Source organism: Rhizobium hidalgonense, from assembly GCF_002914525.1.
GTDB lineage: Bacteria > Pseudomonadota > Alphaproteobacteria > Rhizobiales > Rhizobiaceae > Rhizobium > Rhizobium hidalgonense.
The window spans coordinates 17036-34428 of the sequence record NZ_LODW01000052.1 but is presented as its reverse complement, the minus strand read 5'-3'; the positions used below and the strand labels follow the sequence as shown (position 1 = coordinate 34428).

The 17393-nt window shown below is 62.4% G+C and carries 14 protein-coding genes; 7 read left to right on the top strand and 7 right to left on the bottom strand.

What is annotated here, in order from left to right; genetic code table 11:
- Positions 1 to 3 precede the first annotated feature (3 nt).
- The gene (locus ATY29_RS14255; RefSeq protein WP_097536716.1) at positions 4 to 1695 is read right to left on the bottom strand and encodes an ABC transporter substrate-binding protein; all 1692 of its coding nucleotides are present in this window, start codon (positions 1693 to 1695) and stop codon (positions 4 to 6) included.
- A 263-nt stretch (positions 1696 to 1958) separates the two neighbouring features.
- On the opposite strand from ATY29_RS14255, the gene ATY29_RS14250 reads away from it, so the two are divergent.
- Together ATY29_RS14250 and ATY29_RS14245 are read left to right on the top strand one after the other, a co-directional pair.
- Positions 1959 to 3497, top strand: a complete 1539-nt coding sequence (locus tag ATY29_RS14250; RefSeq protein WP_097536748.1) for a DHA2 family efflux MFS transporter permease subunit — start codon at positions 1959 to 1961, stop codon at positions 3495 to 3497.
- A gap of 104 nt (positions 3498 to 3601) precedes the next feature.
- The gene (locus ATY29_RS14245) at positions 3602 to 6889 is read left to right on the top strand and encodes a GH36-type glycosyl hydrolase domain-containing protein (RefSeq protein WP_097536715.1); all 3288 of its coding nucleotides are present in this window, start codon (positions 3602 to 3604) and stop codon (positions 6887 to 6889) included.
- Between the two features lie 4 nt (positions 6890 to 6893).
- Here ATY29_RS14245 and ATY29_RS14240 read toward each other — a convergent pair whose 3' ends face one another.
- The 3 genes from ATY29_RS14240 to kduI all read right to left on the bottom strand — a co-directional run bounded on the left by ATY29_RS14240 (position 6894) and on the right by kduI (position 9404).
- The gene (locus ATY29_RS14240) at positions 6894 to 7637 is read right to left on the bottom strand and encodes a FadR/GntR family transcriptional regulator (RefSeq protein ID WP_097536714.1); all 744 of its coding nucleotides are present in this window, start codon (positions 7635 to 7637) and stop codon (positions 6894 to 6896) included.
- A 169-nt stretch (positions 7638 to 7806) separates the two neighbouring features.
- A complete protein-coding gene (kduD, locus tag ATY29_RS14235; RefSeq protein WP_280176728.1) occupies positions 7807 to 8571 on the bottom strand; it encodes a 2-dehydro-3-deoxy-D-gluconate 5-dehydrogenase KduD in 765 nt (254 codons plus the stop codon).
- Positions 8568 to 9404 carry a 5-dehydro-4-deoxy-D-glucuronate isomerase gene (kduI, locus tag ATY29_RS14230; protein ID WP_003563761.1) on the bottom strand — a complete coding sequence of 279 codons (837 nt, stop codon included), beginning with the start codon at positions 9402 to 9404 and terminating at the stop codon, positions 8568 to 8570. Before kduI ends, kduD begins: the two co-directional genes overlap by 4 nt.
- Before the next feature lie 105 nt (positions 9405 to 9509).
- Between kduI and ATY29_RS36885 the strand changes: the two genes are divergently transcribed.
- Positions 9510 to 9857: a hypothetical protein gene (locus tag ATY29_RS36885; protein WP_165779433.1), complete on the top strand. Its 348-nt coding sequence runs from the start codon at positions 9510 to 9512 to the stop codon at positions 9855 to 9857.
- A gap of 150 nt (positions 9858 to 10007) precedes the next feature.
- Here ATY29_RS36885 and ATY29_RS14225 read toward each other — a convergent pair whose 3' ends face one another.
- Positions 10008 to 10154 carry a DUF1127 domain-containing protein gene (locus ATY29_RS14225; RefSeq protein WP_003563760.1) on the bottom strand — a complete coding sequence of 49 codons (147 nt, stop codon included), beginning with the start codon at positions 10152 to 10154 and terminating at the stop codon, positions 10008 to 10010.
- 189 nt (positions 10155 to 10343) lie between these two features.
- Positions 10344 to 11324: a 3'-5' exonuclease gene (locus tag ATY29_RS14220; RefSeq protein ID WP_025418831.1), complete on the bottom strand. Its 981-nt coding sequence runs from the start codon at positions 11322 to 11324 to the stop codon at positions 10344 to 10346.
- A gap of 113 nt (positions 11325 to 11437) precedes the next feature.
- Here ATY29_RS14220 and ATY29_RS14215 point away from each other — a divergent pair, with 113 nt between their 5' ends.
- Positions 11438 to 12706 (top strand): flavin monoamine oxidase family protein, encoded by a 1269-nt coding sequence (locus tag ATY29_RS14215; protein WP_097536712.1) that lies wholly within the window; start codon positions 11438 to 11440, stop codon positions 12704 to 12706.
- A gap of 226 nt (positions 12707 to 12932) precedes the next feature.
- Entirely contained in the window at positions 12933 to 13964 is a 1032-nt protein-coding gene (locus ATY29_RS14210) for an aldo/keto reductase (protein WP_025418829.1), read from the top strand.
- Between the two features lie 70 nt (positions 13965 to 14034).
- Here the strand turns inward: ATY29_RS14210 and ATY29_RS14205 are convergent, their stop codons facing one another.
- On the bottom strand, positions 14035 to 14886 hold the full coding sequence (locus ATY29_RS14205; RefSeq protein ID WP_025418828.1) for a helix-turn-helix transcriptional regulator: 852 nt from the start codon (positions 14884 to 14886) through the stop codon (positions 14035 to 14037).
- 195 nt (positions 14887 to 15081) lie between these two features.
- Between ATY29_RS14205 and ATY29_RS14200 the strand changes: the two genes are divergently transcribed.
- Both ATY29_RS14200 and ATY29_RS14195 read left to right on the top strand, forming a co-directional pair.
- Positions 15082 to 16206, top strand: a complete 1125-nt coding sequence (locus ATY29_RS14200) for an ABC transporter ATP-binding protein (RefSeq protein ID WP_097536711.1) — start codon at positions 15082 to 15084, stop codon at positions 16204 to 16206.
- Positions 16207 to 16228: 22 nt separating this feature from the next.
- Positions 16229 to 17389 carry an ABC transporter substrate-binding protein gene (locus ATY29_RS14195; RefSeq protein ID WP_097536710.1) on the top strand — a complete coding sequence of 387 codons (1161 nt, stop codon included), beginning with the start codon at positions 16229 to 16231 and terminating at the stop codon, positions 17387 to 17389.
- Positions 17390 to 17393: the final 4 nt, after the last annotated feature.

The window sequence follows — 17393 nt, the reverse complement described above, 5'->3', positions numbered from 1 at the left end:
GGCTTAACTGACGGGCTTCAGACGGAGCAGATGCATCAGGCGCATGCGGTTATTGTCATGATCCTCCGGATTCATGATCGGATCCTTGTCTGTGACCCAGCCGGTGAAACGTTTGCTGGAGAACTGATACCAGGTCGGGCCGTTGAAGACGGGCACAGCGGGGAAGTCATCGGCAACAAGCAGCTGGATGTCGTTGAAGATCTTCTTGTGATCGTCCTCCGACGTCGCCTTCAGATACTGATCGAAAAGCGCATCCAGCTTGGGGTTCGAATAACGCGAGGGTGCGCCGGTGATGCGCCCGCCATAGGCGGTCGACAGGCTCTGGTAATAGCCGCGGAACGGCGTCGCGCCGTCGGCGCGGGAGTTCATGACGACCTCGAAGCTGCCGTCGATGATCTGCTTGCGCCATTGTTCATATTCCGGGGTGGCGACCGAGGCATTGATGCCGGCGGCGCGCAGGCCTTCGACGGCAATCTGCACCGCATCGATCCAGTCCGTCCAGCCGTTCGGAACGATGATCGGGAAGGCGATCGGCTTGCCGCTCGGCGTCGTGCGGAAGCCGTCGGCGCCTTTCTTGTAGCCGGCATCGTCGAGGACCTTGTTGGCCTTCTCGGTATCGAAGCCCATGAAGGCGTCCTTGTCGCCCTCCGCCGCCTTGTTGCGCCAGGTCTCGAAGCGCGGCGGCAGGCCGGTCGCATGCTCGTTGACGACGGGATAGCCGAAGCCGGCAATATCGACCATCGACTTGCGATCCATGGCCAGGCTGAAGGCGTGGCGGAAGTTCAGGTCCTTATAGGCCTCGAGGTTGCCGTCATTGCCGCTCTTGAAGTTCATTTGGAAGGCGACAGTTTCGGCCGGCGGCTGCCAATAGCCGTTGTGGTCGGCATCGAGCGCCACGAAGGTCTTGTCGATCTGCGGAATGAAGGAGCCGATCCAGTCCATATTGCCCTCCGGCAGGATGGCGAGCATCTGGTCGTTGCCTGATATTTGCGGCAGCCTCAGGCAATCGACATGCAACGATGCGGCGTCCCAGTAGTTCGGGTTGCGGCACTGCTCGTAGACCTGCGGCGTGAAGCGACGCAGTTCGGTCATCGGGCCGGAACCGACCGGCTTCTCGTTCTTGAAGGCGACAGGATCGGAAACGTCCTTCCAGATATGCTCGGGAACGACGGCAAGATCGGCAAGCGTTTCCGGGAAATCGGAGTTGACGGCCTTGAGATCGATCTTCACCTCGGTTGCCGACGGCGTCTCGACCGAGGCAACGGTTTCGCCGACGCCGACCGTGTCGAGGGCGGCGTTCTTCAGCATCAGATCGATCGTATATTTCACGTCAGCCGAGGTCAGCGGCTGGCCGTCCGACCATTTCAGATCGGGCCGCAGCGTATAGGTGACCGATTTCATATCCTCGGAGAATTTATAGCCGGTTGCCAGGCGGAAGACCGGCTTGCCGCCATCCTCGGCATTGAAGATCACCAGCGGCTCGTAGATGAAATCCATCGTGCTCTGCCGGCGGCCGGCCAGATCGAACGGATTGAAGTTCTGAACCCAGCTGGTCTGCTCCTCTATGTGCATCGTCAGCACCGATTCAGCGGCGGCACCGCCTGCCCCGAAAGCGACGAGCGCCGTCAGGGCGGTCGCCGCCGCCCAGCCGGCACGCACGGAAATTCTGCGGAATAGGCTTTTGCTCGATCTCATTCCAATGCTCCCCTCATTATATTTTTGGAGTCAATCAAATTGATTTAATATTGATAGTCAGTTTCCCGCAGGCCCGTCAATTGCCGATCTCAAATTTTTGCGGGCGTATCCGAAGCCGTCGAGCCTGGCCTTCCCGGTCGGGCTCGATTGCATTCGGTGATGCTTTTGCCCTGATATGCCGGTTGACATGTCAATCGTCTGGATCACAAACATGATCGCTATTCTCAACCGGGGCAGAAATGCCGCGCGCGCGGGGCCATCGCATGAAACGAGTTGAGCCTGCCCATCCCGACGCAAACCCCGCCATCGTATGGCTCGGCTTCATTGCCATGTGCGTCGGCATGTTCATGGCGATCCTCGATGTCCAGGTGGTGGCGACATCGCTGCCGACCATCCAGTCGGCGCTGGATATCGGCCCGGATCAGATGAGCTGGATCCAGACGGCCTATCTCATCGCCGAAGTGGTGGCGATCCCACTGACCGGCCTGTTGACGCGGCTGCTGACGATGCGATGGCTGTTCGTCACCGCCATCGGTCTGTTTGTGACGGCTTCGGCCGGTTGCGCGGCCAGCAGCAGCTTCGGCGAGCTGGTGGCCTGGCGGGTGCTGCAGGGCTTTTCCGGCGGAACCCTGATCCCCTCGGTGTTTTCAGCCGTGTTCATCCTGTTCCCCAATGAGCGGCAGGCGCTGGCAACGACAATCGCCGGCGTGCTGGCAGTGCTGGCGCCGACCGTCGGGCCGATCGTCGGCGGATGGCTGACCGAGACCTATTCCTGGCACTGGCTGTTCCTAATCAACATCCCTCCGGGCATCGCCTCGGCCATCCTGGCGGCACGCTTCCTGCCGAGGCAGGCCGTCGATCCCTCCGAACTCCGGCATCTCGACGGTCTGTCGCTTCTGTTGATGGCAACCGCACTGACGAGCCTGGAGCTCAGCCTGAAAGAGGCGCCGACCAGCGGCTGGACCTCGGCCTATGTGCTGAGCCTGCTGGCGATCTGCCTGGCATCGGGCGGTATATTCATCGCACGATCGCTGCGCCGGCGCCGGCCGATTGTCGATCTCGGCAATTTCGCCGATCGGAATTTTCTCGTCGGCTCGACCTTAAGCTTCGTGCTCGGCATCGGCCTGTTCGGCTCGGTCTATCTGATGCCGGTTTTTCTCGCTTTCGTCAGAGGCCATGACGCGCTCGAAATCGGCATGACGATGCTGGTCACCGGCATCGCCCAACTGGTCACGGCACCGGTCGCGGTGGCGCTGGAGAAGCGCATGGATGCGCGGCTGCTGTCGGCTATCGGTTTTGCCCTGTTTGCGATCGGCGTCGGCATGAGCGCCTTTCAGGATCCGCGTTCGGATTATGACGCGATGTTCTGGCCGCAGATCGTGCGCGGCGTCGCCATCATGTTCTGCCTGCTGCCGCCGACGCGGCTGGCGCTCGGCACGCTTCCGCCAGACCGCATTCCCGATGCCAGCGGCCTTTTCAATCTGATGCGCAATCTCGGTGGCGCGATCGGCATCGCGCTCATCGACACCATCATCTACACCCGTTCGGAACCACTCGGCCAAAACCTCTGGGCACGTCTTCAAGCCGGCGACCTCGGTACTGCGGCATTTGTCGGCGCGCCGGCGGAGATCGTCTCAAGTCATAGCGGCAGCTTCGATGCCGATGCGACGGCGATGCTTGACCCTCTCGTCCAGACCGCGGCAAGCGTTCAGGCGATCAACGAGGCCTGGCTGGTCGTCGCCATTCTGACTGGCTGCGCCCTGCTTTGCATACCCTTCGCGAAGCGGCCGGCATTGACGTGAAACCCGTCGCGACAGCTTGCCGATCTCCGGATCGCCGCTAAGATTTCTCTCAATCATTTGCGTCATCCTCCAGTTCCCCTTTGAAACGAATCCACGAGATATCAATGGTCCCGGACCTCAAGCGCAGTTTTCAAATGCCCCGACGCGAACAGCTTGGCCTGTTGACGATCGCCAACGGTTCCGGCCTGTCGATATCGGCCCTGCCGAACGGCACGCTGTTTGCGATCGAATATGCCGACGACAAGGGGTCGGTGCAGATCAACCAGATCCAGGGTTCGCCCTTGTTCGGCGGCATCGGCCGGCTTTATCTGCGCGTCGGTGGCAAAAGGCCCGATGTCGTCGAAATTGTCGGGCCGGGCGCCGATGGCGGCTTCGGGCATGACGCGACGAGCTTTTCCTGGAGCGGCGAAGCCGGCGATATCGGCTACAACGTCCGACTGGCGCTGCATCCCTCCGAGACTGCTTGGTTCTGGCGTGTCTCGATCCAGCATCTCAAGGAGGTAGCGGTACCGGTGGATCTGGTGCTGGTCCAGGATGTCGGTCTTGGCGATCGCGGCTTCCTGATGAACAGCGAGGCCTATGCCTCGCAATATGTCGATCACCACATCGCTAATCACCGGATATTCGGCCCCGTGGTGATGAACCGGCAAAATCTCAAGCAGGGCGGCGGCCGCAATCCTTGGCTCGTTCAGGGTTGCCTCGATGGTGCGGCTGCCTATGCCACGGATGCAATCCAGCTGGTGCAGGCAAAAGACCGCCACGGCGACCTGCTGGTCGGCCCTTACGGCACCAGCCTGCCGAGCGAACGGCGGCAGCAGGAGACGGCCTGTCCCGCCATCCAGTCGCGATCGCTCTCCGATCCGGCAAGCGGCGCGACGGCGACCTTCTTCGCCATCTTCGCCACCGATCACCCCGAAGCGTCTGATGATGACGACCTGTCAAGGCTCGACGGGCTTGCGGGCCTGGAGAGCGCAGCTGACGATCTCGCAGAGACGGCGCCTGTCCGCAGCCTGCTCCAGGATGCTGCCTTGCTGAAGGTCGAGGCGCTGGACAAAAAGGCAATCGGCCAGCTCTATCCCGAGCGGAGCCTGGAAGAGCGCGCCGACGGAAAGCTGCTGTCGTTTTTCGTGCCGGATGGCGCCCTGAACCGCCACGTCGTCCTGCGCGAAAAGGAACTTTTGGTGGCGCGCCGCCACGGCGCGATCGTGCGCAGCGGCCAGAACATGCTGCTCGACGATAGGACACTTGCCGCGACCTGCTGGATGCAGGGCATTTTCGCCGCGCAACTGACGATCGGCAACACCTCCTTCCACAAGCTCTTTTCCGTCTCCCGCGACCCCTACAACCTGACGCGCGCCAGCGGCTTGCGCATCATGGCCGATGTCGGCGCCGGCTGGCAGCTGCTGGCGGTGCCGTCGGCTTTCGAAATGGGCCTCAGCGACTGCCGCTGGATCTACAAGTGCGCGGACCGCACGATCACCGTAACGGCGGTCGTCTCCGGCGAGGATGCGGCGATGCATTGGACCGTGTCCGTCGAGGGTAAGGCGTGCCGCTTCCTGGTGTTCGGTAATGTCGTGCTCGGCGAGCGCGAATATGATGCCGGCGGGCAGATCGAATTCGATAGATCAGGCAAACGCATCCATTTCCGGCCGGATCCTGCCTGGCTCTGGGGCGAGCGTTATCCCGATGCCGGCTATTGGCTGGTGAGTTCGACGCCCGATGCCATCGAAGAGATCGGCGGTGACGAACTGCTTTATACCGACGGCATTGCTCGCGACGGCGCCTTCGTCGCCCTGCGTTCCCGGCCGACGCAGGCGCTCTCTTTTGCCGTTGTCGGCTCGATGACCGATGCTGAAGAAGCCGAGCGGCTGGCAGAGCGTTATGAAGCCGGTGTGACCGATGCAGCAATGCTTGCGCCGGCATCGACATTCTGGCGCAACGCCGTGCGCGGTCTGACGATCGACAGCACTTCGCCCGACCTTACCGCGCAGACGGCCCTCCTGCCCTGGCTAGCGCATGATGCGATCGTGCATCTGAGCGTGCCGCACGGTCTGGAGCAATATACGGGTGCAGCCTGGGGTACACGCGATGCCTGCCAGGGCCCGATCGAATTCCTGCTCGCCTATGAGCATGATCGCGAGGCCAAAGAGGTGCTGAAAACCGTCTTCAGCGAACAATATCTGAAAGACGGCGACTGGCCGCAATGGTTCATGCTGGAGCCCTATGCCAATATCCGGGCGGGCGACAGCCATGGCGATATCGTCGTCTGGCCGCTGAAGGCGCTCTGCGACTATATCGAAGCGACCGGCGATCTCGCCGTCCTCGACGAGAGGGTCTCGTGGCGCGACGAAAAGACTATGCAGAAGTCCGAGAAGGCGAGCACCATCGCCATCCATGTGGAAAAGCTGCTCGATACCGTCCGCGAACGCTTCATCCCGGGAACGCATCTGATCCGCTATGGCGAGGGAGACTGGAACGATTCCCTGCAGCCGGCCGATCCGCATCTGCGCGACTGGATGGTCAGCAGCTGGACCGTTGCCCTGCTCTACGAGCAGATCGTCCGTTATTCCGCAATCCAGCGCCGCCTCGGCCACGGCGATAAGGCCAAGGCCCTCCGGAAGGTCGCCACGGCGATGCGCCGGGATTTCAACCGTCATCTCATCCGGGACGGCGTTGTTGCCGGCTACGGCATCTTCGATCCCGCCCATGACGGCGTCGAATTGCTGTTGCACCCGAGCGACCGGCGCACCAGCCTCTCTTTCTCGCTGATCTCGATGACGCAGGCGATGCTCGGCCGGCTATTCACGCCGGCGCAGAGACAGGATCATATGAAGTTGATCAAGAAGCATCTGCTCTTTCCAGACGGCGTGCGGCTGATGGAAAAGCCCGCGACCTATGCCGGTGGACCCGAGACGCTGTTTCGCCGCGCCGAATCCTCATCCTTCTTCGGCCGTGAGATCGGGCTGATGTATGTGCATGCCCATCTGCGCTACTGCGAAACGCTGGCCCTCGATGCCGAGGCGGATGAGCTCTGGAAGGCGATATCAGTCGTCAACCCGATTGCCGTCACCAATGCGCTGCCGAATGCTTCGCTGCGCCAGCGCAACACCTATTTCAGCAGCAGCGACGCGGCTTTCCCTGACCGCTATCAGGCCGCTGCCGATTGGAAGCGCGTCAAGGCGGGGAAGATCGCGGTCGACGGCGGATGGCGCATCTATTCAAGCGGCCCCGGGCTTTTCACCAGAAGCTTCCTCGAAAATATCCTGGGCTTCAAACGGCGCTTCGGCCGGCGCCAGCGCAAACCGCTTCTGCCAGCGGTTCACGCCTCCGTCGATCTGCAGACGGATCACGCCGGCTGGAGACGGCTGCTGCGGCCGAAGGCCAAGTCGTAACGGTTCAGGACGAAATACTGGCGTCGCGCAGCTCTTCGAAGCGGGCGGCGCTCTTCGACAGGTGGCTGCGGATGGCGCGGCGCGCCGCAGCCTCGTCACTGTTGCGGATCGCCGTGAATATGGCGTGATGTTCCCGGCGCATGCGCGCCGCATGGCGCTTGCGCTCGGCCGATGTCATCTTGTCCAGGCGGGCCCATTGCCGCGGCACCATGATATCGCCGAACGTATCGAACAGGCGGCTGTAATAGGAATTCTGCGTCGCGACCAGAATGGACCGGTGAAAGGCGCAATCCTCCTGTGCGCCGTATCCGCCCTCTTCGAGCGCCTTGTCGAGGGCATCGAGGCGATCCTGCATGCGGTCGAGATCTTCCTGCCTGCGCCGCAGCGCGGCAAGACCGGCGGCTTCGTATTCGACCCCCATGCGCAGCTCCAGCACGCGCAAGACCTCGTCGATCGACTGCAGGTCGTTCGGAATGATCGAGAAGGATCTCGCGGTCGGATCGTTCGAGACGAAGGCTCCAAGACCTTGCCGCGTGGTGATCAGCCCCTTGGCGCGCAGCGTCGCAAGCGCTTCGCGAACGATCGTCCGGCTGACGCCGGTCGCCCGCATGATCGCCAGCTCGGTCGGCAGGCGCTGGCCGGGCTTCAGGTCGCCGGACTCGATCTGCGCCGTCAACATATCGGCAAGGCCGCTGCGCAGGTTCGGTGGCTGCCGAGTGGTGGTGACCGCCTTGTCTCTGTCCGTCATCCCTGTCTGATCCCGCCTGTCGATGCGGCTGCGCCGGCCGCTATGCTTTTGCTAACGCATGCCGGCGGCAAAGGCAAAATGATGTCGGTCATGGCAGCTCACTGCGACAGCGCCGCGCGTCTCTTCAGAGGTGCGGCGCTGATTTATTCAGTCGTCGGTCGGGGCCGCATCACCGCGCCAGCCAGCCGCCGTCGACCGGCAGCACCGTTCCATGCACGTAGTCGGAGGCCGACGAGGCCAGGAACACGGCGGCGCCGCCGAGTTCGGCAGGCGTGCCCCAGCGCCCGGCCGGAATACGAGCAAGGATGGCGGCATTGCGGTCGGCATCCTCACGCAACGCCGTGGTGTTGTTTGTGACGAAATAACCCGGCGCAATGGCGTTCACGTTGACGCCCTTGCCGGCCCATTCGCAGGCAAGCAGCTTGGTCAGTCCGGCAAGCCCGCTTTTCGAGGCGGTATAGGACGGGATGCGGATGCCGCCTTGGAAGGAGAGCAGCGAGGCGATGTTGATGATCTTGCCCCTGCCCTTCTCGACCATGTGGCGGCCGGCCGCCTGCGACAGGAAAAAGGCCGTCTTCAGGTTGACGTCGATCACAGCGTCCCAGTCTTCCTCGGTGAAGTCGAGCGCATCGGCGCGGCGGATGATGCCGGCATTGTTGACGAGGATGTCGAGGCCGCCGAAGGTCTGGATCGTCTCGTCGACGATCCCCTTGACCGGCTCGATGGTGGCGAGATCGGCCTTGACGACATGAAAGCGGCTTCCCGCCTCCTTCACCAGCGCCTCGGTTTCGTCCATTGAGGAGCGCCCGACGGCGACGATAGCGGCGCCGGCTTCGGCCAGCGCCGCCGCAATCGCCTGGCCGATGCCGGTATTGGCGCCGGTGACGACGGCGGTTTTTCCGCAAAGGTCGAAGGGATTTGCCACGGGGCTCACCTCAGATCCGCAATGGCGATATGATCCATGTCGGTGAAGCTCTTATTGTCGCCGGCCATCGCCCAGATGAAGCTGTAATTTTTGGTGCCGGCGCCCGAATGGATCGACCAGGGCGGCGAGATAACCGCCTGCTCGTTGGCGACAAGCATATGCCGGGTCTGTTGCGGCTCGCCCATGAAGTGGAAGACACGCTGGTCGGCTTCGAGATCGAAATAGAGATAGGCTTCCATGCGCCGGTCATGCGTATGGGCCGGCATGGTGTTCCAGACGCTGCCGGGCTCGATCATGGTGAAACCAAGGGTGAGCTGGCAGGACTGGCAGACTTCCGGGTGGATGAACTGGTAGATCGACCGCTTGTTGGCCGTCGCAGCTTCGCCCGGCGTCAGGTGACGGGCCTTTTCGCGGGTGAGCAGCACGGTCGGATGCGTCTGATGCGCCGGCGTCGAAACCAGATAGAACTTTGCCGGATTGGCGGCATCGGCGCTCTCGAAGCTGATGTCCTTGGCGCCCCTACCGACATAGAGGCAATCATATTTGGCAAGATCGTAACTGGTGCCGTCGACGATGATGCGGCCGGCGCCGCCGATGTTCAGCGCCCCGAGTTCACGCTCGGCAAGAAAGGTTTCCTGGCCGATCGCCGTCGGCGCCGTCAGCGTCAGGCCGGGGCCGAGCGGCGTGGCGCCGCCGATGACCATGCGGTCGTAATGGGAATAGGTCAGCCGGATCTCGCCGCCCGCAAAGATGGTCTCGACCAGAAAGTGACGCCGCAGCGTTTCGGTGTCGAAATTGCGCACAGCCTCGGGATGGGAGGCGTGTCTCACGTCGATCTGCATGGCGAATTTCCTCAGTTTTCGTTGTCGTCAGGCGTTGTCGCTGTCGCGGCGCTGGCTCGGTTCGACCGTCCCTTCCGCTCGATAATGAACCATATGGTTACATAGTTGTACGACAAGTTCGAAGTCAATATGTTTCTGCAGGTTCGTTCGCGCCAAGCAGCGTGTCTAAAAATTACCAATAAAATCAATAGCAAACAGGGAAGCTGTGTTCTCCAAGTGCGATGGATTGCAGTGGCTTTCTCGGCCCGATGGAAATTTCTATCGGCCAAAACGAAAAAGCCTGCCGCGGGAGGAGGTGCGGCAGGCTTTCGTAAAAAACCGAACGACAGCTGGGAGGAGGAGTGCTGCCGTTCCCGCAGACGACCCTGGGAGGAGGATGGGCGCCTGCATATCGAAGGGATGCGGGAGGAGGTGCATCGCTTCGATCATACTTATTTCCTGCTCAGTTGGTAGGCATTTCTTTGCAGGGCAGCTATGCGTTATGCGAAAAGCGGGAGGCTCTCTCCATCGTTGGCCTATCCGCCACAAGCACAAAAGCAAAGCGCCCGCTTCAGAGAAAGCAGGCGCTGGCCAAGTCTTCGATAGTACTGAGTCTGCGGGCCGTTAGCGGGCGATGGCAGCGCGAGCGATGCTGTGGATGTCGCCGCGGCCGATGCCGAGGTCGTTCAATTCGCGCGTGGACATACGGCCCAGTTCAGCGACCGTCTGACGGTACTTGCGCCAGTTATTAAAAGAGCGTGCTACGTTCATGATGATCCCCTTTCCGTGGGCTTCGAAGCCTAGCTGCCAGTCCTTGGCGCTTCGTTCGCTTCGATGAGTTGTATATAGTACGAGCCCTTCGAATGTTGCAGCGCCAATGCATCACTGCACCTATGCAACACTTGCATGGGTCATCTATTTGGGGAGTTGTTTCCGGTCAGGATCCGAGCCGCTACGCGCTCAGGATTTGAAACGGTCGAAGGCCGTCAGCCGCGCGATCGGCGGCTCCGCCTCTTTCCACCGGTAAATCTCCGAGCGCAGATAGGAGAGTTCGTCGTCGAGATCGTCTTCGCCGACTTCGACCCACCAGGACTTCAGGCGGCCGTCGCTGCCATCCGACCAGCGATAACCCCTCGCCTTCAAATGGTCCTTCATCTCGAACGGGCTGTGTTCGGCAAAGATGCGGACGCGTGAGCGTTGGCTGGCGCGGTAAAGCTCGGCAAATGGGCTTTCACCGTCGCGCGGCTCCCGATCGAGGATTTCCAGCAGCGCGTGGCAGTCGTCGACGGCGCGATGGCCGTCATGGAAATAACCGGCCTGGCCGACGAGATAGCCGAGCTTGGTGCCTTCGAAACCGCGGGCGCTCCAGTCGATCTCCGAATTCGAGCATGCCCAGGCCTTGCCGGCGAAGATCTTCGAGAAGGCCTCGCAGAACGGCCGGTCGAAACCGGCATTATGGGCGATGATCAGATCCGCCGGCTCGATCAGGGCGCTCAGCGGCCTGGTGTCGATGACCTGTCCTTCGACCATCGCATCGGTGATGCCGGTCAGCCGGGTAATCTCGGGCGGGATCGGCCGCGATGGCTGCTGCAGGCCGCCATAGATGCCGACGACATCGCCGACCGCGCCATCATCGTCGAATGTGAAGGCGACGGCGCCGATTTCGATAATCTCGTCGCTGCGGTGGTTGAGACCCGTCGTCTCGGTGTCGAGAATGATCCCGAGCCGCGAGAATTCCGGCCGTCTGACTGACGCAATCGGCCGGGCGATCAGTTTTCTCAAGATGCGATAGTTGCCGCTCTCCTCGAGTGCGCGCGCCATCTGTTCTTCAGACCTGGCGGCCGGCTGCGACGGCGACCGGGGCATCGGAGCACGCGACTTGGCGACCGCCAGCGATGGCTTGGCAAACATGTCGAGTTGCGAATCTCTGTTCACGCTCATTCGACCTGTATGTCACGCAGAGGCGTTTTAATCCATCGCAGGCGGCGTGCTATCCGCTTGCGTTTCGCGGACATGGCAGCTTAGCTGAGCGGCGAGCGGTCAAAGGAGAACACATGCCTGGTAACAACGGCAAGGGCGCCGACGAAGACGTCGTCATTATCGGCGCCGGCGCCGCCGGCATTGCCGCTGCCCGTCGCCTCCAGGCCATTCGCCCGGATCTTTCCATCCTGCTGCTTGAAGCTGGCGATCGTCTCGGCGGCCGTGCCTGGACCGTGGGGCTGCCTGATGCCGGCGATATCGGGCTCGATCTCGGTTGCGGCTGGCTGCATGGGGCGCGGACCAATGCCTGGACGGCGATTGCTGACGAGGTCGGACTGACGGTCGATCGCACACCGGCGCCCTGGAACGGCGGTCAGCGGCTGCAGCGGGACGATGCCGAGACCCACGCCGCGCAAGAGGCGATCGGCGACTATTTCGAACGTCTCGAGAGCCATGAAGGCGATGACACCGACCTGGCCGAGATGCTCGAACCCGGCAATGCCTGGAACGGCCAGATCCGGGCGATCGGCACCTATATCACCGGCGCCGAATTGGAACGCGCATCGGTGATCGACTACAACAGATACGATCCCGGCCCCGGTCCCGATTGGCGGGTGCGTGAGGGTTATGGAACATTGATCAGCCGCTACGGCAGGCCGGTTCCGGCAAGGCTCGGCACCGAGGTGACCCGCATCGACCACCGCCATGCCGGCCGTATCGACATTCGGACGAACCAGGGCAGGCTCACTACCCGTGCGGTGCTGGTGACCGTCTCGACCAATGTGCTTGCCGCCGGCAGGATCGCCTTCCACCCTGCCCTGCCGGAGAAGATCGAGGCGGCGGCGCGTTTGCCGCTCGGGCTCGCCGACAAGCTGTTCCTCCGGCTCGCACATCCGCAGGCGCTGCCGGCCGATACCCATATGCTCGGCTCCAACAGCCGTGGCGCAACCGGCACCTATCAGCTCCGGCCGTTCGGCGCTCCCGTCGTCGAGGCCTATTTTGCCGGCGACCTCGCGCATGATCTGGAGCGGGAGGGTGGAGAGGCCGCCTTTTCCTTCGCCGCCGATGAACTGGCGGCACAATTCGGCGCCGATATCCGCAGAGAATTGTCGGTTGCGGCGATCTCGGCCTGGGCCGCGGCACCCCATATCGGCGGCTCCTATTCCTATGCCGAGCCCGGTGCTTCCGATCTGCGCGCGGTGCTCGCCGCGCCGCATGACGGGCGGGTCTTCTTTGCCGGCGAAGCCTGCTCGCGCTCGCGTTATTCGACGGCGCACGGCGCCTACGAGACCGGCGTTGCCGCCGCCGATTTGATCGCCGGTTCGCTGTCGCAAAATCCATAACCTCGCCGGCCGCAGCGGCGGGTGGGAATATTTTTTCCCACTTGTGGCAGAGGCGGGATTGGTTATGCTGCCCTCGCCCCTGAGCCGAATGAGCCCAGGGCGCCATACGTCATCCTGGCGGCAAGCGGCCGCCTCAAGCTCGATATTGTCATTGATTGCGGAAGCCCCGGCTTCTCCCCCGGCGATTTTGCGCGCCGGCTGCGGGTGTCCGCATAAGGAGGAAGAAATGGATTATCGCAAGCTCGGTCCCAGCGGGACCGTTGTTACCGCCTATTGCCTTGGAACCATGACCTTCGGCGCGGAGGCCGACGAAGCGGCCTCGCACAGGCTGCTCGACGATTATTTCGCCTGGGGCGGCAATTTCATCGATACCGCCGATGTCTACAGCGCTGGCAAGTCGGAAGAGATCATCGGACGCTGGCTGAAGGCGCGCCCGACCGAGGCCCGCCAGGCGATCGTCGCTACCAAGGGCCGTTTTCCGATGGGCAATGGTCCCAATGATATCGGCCTGTCGCGCCGGCATCTCGGCCAGGCGCTCGACGACTCGCTCCGCCGCCTCGGCCTCGAGCAGATCGACCTCTACCAGATGCATGCCTGGGACGCGCTGACGCCGATCGAGGAGACGCTGCGCTTCCTCGACGACGCGGTTGCCTCCGGCAAGATTGGCTATTACGGCTTCTCGAACTATGTCGGCTGGCACATCGCCAAGGCTTCGGAGATCGCCAAGGCGCGGGGCTATACACGCCCGGTGACATTGCAGCCGCAATATAATCTGCTGATGCGCGACATCGAACTCGAAATCGTCGCGGCCTGCCAGGATGCCGGCATGGGCCTGTTGCCGTGGTCGCCGCTCGGTGGCGGCTGGCTGACCGGCAAGTACAAGCGCGACGAGATGCCGACCGGCGCCACCCGCCTCGGCGAAAACCCCAACCGCGGCGGCGAATCCTACGCGCCGCGCAATGCGCAGGAACGCACCTGGGCCATCATCGGCACGGTCGAGGAGATCGCCAAAGCGCGTGGCGTCAGCATGGCACAGGTGGCGCTCGCCTGGACGGCGGCGCGGCCGGCGATCACCTCGGTCATCCTCGGCGCCCGCACGCCGGAGCAACTGGCCGACAATCTCGGCGCCATGAAGGTTGTGCTCTCCGAAGAGGAAATGGGAAGACTCAACGAGGTGAGTGCTCCCCAACCTTTGGACTATCCTTACGGCAAGGGCGGCACCAACCAGCGCCACCGCAAGATCGAAGGCGGCCGCTGAGCCTTTCGGCTTCCAGTGAGCGAAGCCTGTCTGCTTCACGCCGAAGTGGACAGGCTGTCCGGGCCGAGGCCTATCGACTTGTGCTTTGGGCCGGTCGGTCGCCCGTGTTGCCGAATGTCTTCAGGTAGATCGACAAAAGCTGCGTCTGCGAGGAGATGCCGAGCTTGCGGTAGACGTTGCGGCGATGAACCTTCACCGTGCCCGTCGAGATGTTGAGCCTGAGGCCGATCGATTCCGAGGAATGTCCCTGCAATACCAGGTCGACGATCGCGGTTTCGCGGCTCGTCAGCTTGAGGTCGCGCCAGACAGTGTCGGCCGGCTGCAGCGCCTGCGCCGCCGCACCGCGCTTCCTCCCCGTTCTCAAGCCGGCATCGCGTTGCGCGTCGAAGCGGGCACCGAGCCCCGGCCAGAAATGCCGGACAAGGTTCGCCACCAGAGGTTCGGCCTTTTTCAGGAGCGCGAATTCAGCCGGCGGAAACGGGCCGGTCTTTTCCCGGCGCATCAGCGACAGCACGACGGTGATGTCGTCGTCGAGTGTCACGAAGAAGCCGATCTCCTCGGCAAGTCCGGTCTGGACATAATAGCTCCGGTAATATTCGCTGGAGAAGAAGCGGTCGGGCGCCAGCTCGCGCATGCGGAAGACACCTGGGCGGCGCGCGCGGGCGGTATGGTAGAACGGATCGAGTAGATAGGGACCGACCTGGTAGAGTGTGACGAAAACCACGTTCTCGTCGGGATCGAAGGTGCTGTAGAGATCGATCGGCCGCTCCTTGCCGCGATAGGCAAAAACCACGACATAATCGAAGCGCACCAGCGCCGCCATCATCCGGCGGAACGTCTCTCCAAACTCCGCATCCGCCATGGCGGGCTTTCCGACGGTGACGTCGAAAGCCTGAAACAGCGCCTCGAGATCAATGCTCATCGATAGCCTCCCCAAACCGCCTCAGCAGAGATACGCTCTGAGTTTCATATACACCTTCCACGAAGAGATTTGAGGTAAAATACCTCCTTCGGGGTATATACCGCACAGAGGGGTCAGGCTTAGTCTTTCCCCAACGACGGTGGCAAAAAGGCAGCGCTAGACTGCCCTTACCAACCAACCGCAGGGAACAGACGCGTGGCATCCGCTTCGACGAACGATATCGAATTCCGTTCGGTCACCAAGAATTATGGCGCGGTGACCGCCGTGACAGACATAAACCTGAATGTACCGAAAGGTGCTTTCCTCGCTTTGCTCGGCCCTTCCGGCTGCGGCAAGACCACGTGTCTCCGCATGATGGGCGGCTTCGAGCAGCCGAGCGAGGGCGCCGTGCTGATCGACGGGCGGGAGATGAACGGCGTTCCGGCCTATCGCCGCCCCGTCAACATGGTCTTCCAGCATTATGCTCTGTTTCCGCATTTCAACGTCGAACAGAACGTCGCCTATGGCTTGCGGCAGATGCGGCCGAGGATTGCGGCTGCCGAGATCAATCGCCGCGCGGCAGAGGCGCTCGAGATGGTGCGGCTCGGCGGTTTCGCCAAGCGGCGCATCCACGAGATGTCCGGCGGCCAGCAGCAGCGGGTGGCCTTGGCGCGGGCGATCGTCAACCGGCCTTCGGTGCTACTTCTTGACGAGCCGCTGGCCGCGCTCGACAAGAAGCTGCGCTCGGCCATGCAGATCGAATTGCAGACGCTGCAGCGCGAGCTCGGCATCACCTTCGTACTCGTCACCCACGATCAGGAAGAAGCGCTGTCGATGGCCGACCTCGTCTGCGTCATGAGCGCGGGGCGCATTCGTCAGCTCGGCACGCCGCAGGAGGTCTACGACCGCCCGGCCGATCTTTTCGTCGCCGATTTCGTCGGCAAGACCAACCGGATCGGTGCGACGATGGAAGCCGGTGGCACGAGGCTGCGCCTTGGCGACGGTTCGGCGCTTGCGGCCAATGCCCGGCCTGGCCTTGCGACGGGCGACGTCATCGTTGCGATCCGTCCCGAGGCGATCCGGCTGACGCGGGCTGCGGTCGGCAGCGCGTCCTTTGCCGGCACGGTCACGCACCGCATCTTCCTCGGCTCCTCGGCCGAATATGCGGTCACCGTCCCGGGTCTCGGCGATTTCCTCGTCACCGCCGACCGGCGTGGCATGAATGAGAGCGATCTGGTCGAGCCGGGCGAAGCAATCTTCCTCGGCTTCGATCCCGACATGGCCCACGTCTTTCCAGCCCAGGTTTCTTCGGCCCAAGTTTTTTCAGCATCGAATGCATAAACCAGAACAAGGGAACAGCATCATGAGCAAGGACTACAAGGATCATCTGCCTATTACCCCTGAAGGCTTCATGGACGAGTTCATGCGCCTGAAGCGTGGCTCCGTCAGCCGCCGTCACTTCCTCGGCGTCACCGGCCTCGGGCTTGCGACCGCCGTGCTGTCGCGTTTCCCCGGTGCGCTGTCGACGCCCGCCTACGCCGAGGATCTCGGCACCCAGATGTCGATCGCCACCTGGCCGAATTACCACGACCCTGCGACCTTCGAGAATTTCAAGGCGGCGACCGGCGTTGCCGTCGAGGTCAACGTCTTCGGCTCCAACGAGGAAATGCTGGCCAAGCTCCAGGCGGGCGCCTCCGGCTGGTCACTCTTCGTGCCGACCAACTATACGATCTCCACTCACCACAAGCTCGGCCTGATCGACGAACTCGATCTCTCCAAGATCCCGAATTTCAGCCAGGCGACGGAAAATCCGCGCTTCACCAAGGAAGGCATGATCGATGGCAAGACCTATGCCGTGCCGAAGAACTGGGGTACGACCGGGTTCTCGGTCAATACCTCGAAGATCAAGACCAAACTTTCGACCTGGAAGGACTTCTTCGAAATCGCCCAGACGGAAGCCGACGGCCGCGCCATGGTGCATGATTACCAGCTGACGACGATCGGCAGCGCGCTGGTCTCGCTCGGCTACGGCTTCAATTCGATCAAGGCGGACGAACTCGCCAAGGCCGAGGAACTGCTGATCAAAGTCAAACCGCACCTTTTCGCCATCAACAGCGACTACCAACCGGCCATGCGCGCCACCGACGCCTGGCTCACCATGTGCTGGACCAATGACGGGGCGCAGCTCAACCGCGACGTTCCCGAGATCGCCTATGTGCTTGGTGCCGACGGCGGCGAGATCTGGACCGACTATTACGCCATCCCGAAGGATGCGCCGAACAAGGCGGCAGGTTACGCGCTGCTCAACTACCTCATGGATCCGACCAATGCCGTCAAGGAGCACATCGCCAATGGTGCGCCGACGACCGACAGCCGGGTCATCGCGCTGCTGCCGAAGGAGATCACCGCGAACAAGATCGTCTATCCCGACGAGGCATCATTGACGCCGCTGGAATTCGGCGCGGCAGTGACGCTGACCGATCCCGGCCGGGCGGAACTGATGGCGCGTTTCAAGTCGGCCTGATCGC

Coding starts and splice junctions, on each gene's coding strand:
- ATY29_RS14255 (WP_097536716.1), bottom strand. CDS start 1,695: ATGAGATCGAGCAAAAGCCTATTCCGCAGAATTTCCGTGCGTGCCGGC.
- ATY29_RS14250 (WP_097536748.1), top strand. CDS start 1,959: ATGAAACGAGTTGAGCCTGCCCATCCCGACGCAAACCCCGCCATCGTA.
- ATY29_RS14245 (WP_097536715.1), top strand. CDS start 3,602: ATGGTCCCGGACCTCAAGCGCAGTTTTCAAATGCCCCGACGCGAACAG.
- ATY29_RS14240 (WP_097536714.1), bottom strand. CDS start 7,637: ATGACGGACAGAGACAAGGCGGTCACCACCACTCGGCAGCCACCGAAC.
- kduI (WP_003563761.1), bottom strand. CDS start 9,404: ATGCAGATCGACGTGAGACACGCCTCCCATCCCGAGGCTGTGCGCAAT.
- ATY29_RS14225 (WP_003563760.1), bottom strand. CDS start 10,154: ATGAACGTAGCACGCTCTTTTAATAACTGGCGCAAGTACCGTCAGACG.
- ATY29_RS14220 (WP_025418831.1), bottom strand. CDS start 11,324: ATGAGCGTGAACAGAGATTCGCAACTCGACATGTTTGCCAAGCCATCG.
- ATY29_RS14215 (WP_097536712.1), top strand. CDS start 11,438: ATGCCTGGTAACAACGGCAAGGGCGCCGACGAAGACGTCGTCATTATC.
- ATY29_RS14210 (WP_025418829.1), top strand. CDS start 12,933: ATGGATTATCGCAAGCTCGGTCCCAGCGGGACCGTTGTTACCGCCTAT.
- ATY29_RS14205 (WP_025418828.1), bottom strand. CDS start 14,886: ATGAGCATTGATCTCGAGGCGCTGTTTCAGGCTTTCGACGTCACCGTC.
- ATY29_RS14195 (WP_097536710.1), top strand. CDS start 16,229: ATGAGCAAGGACTACAAGGATCATCTGCCTATTACCCCTGAAGGCTTC.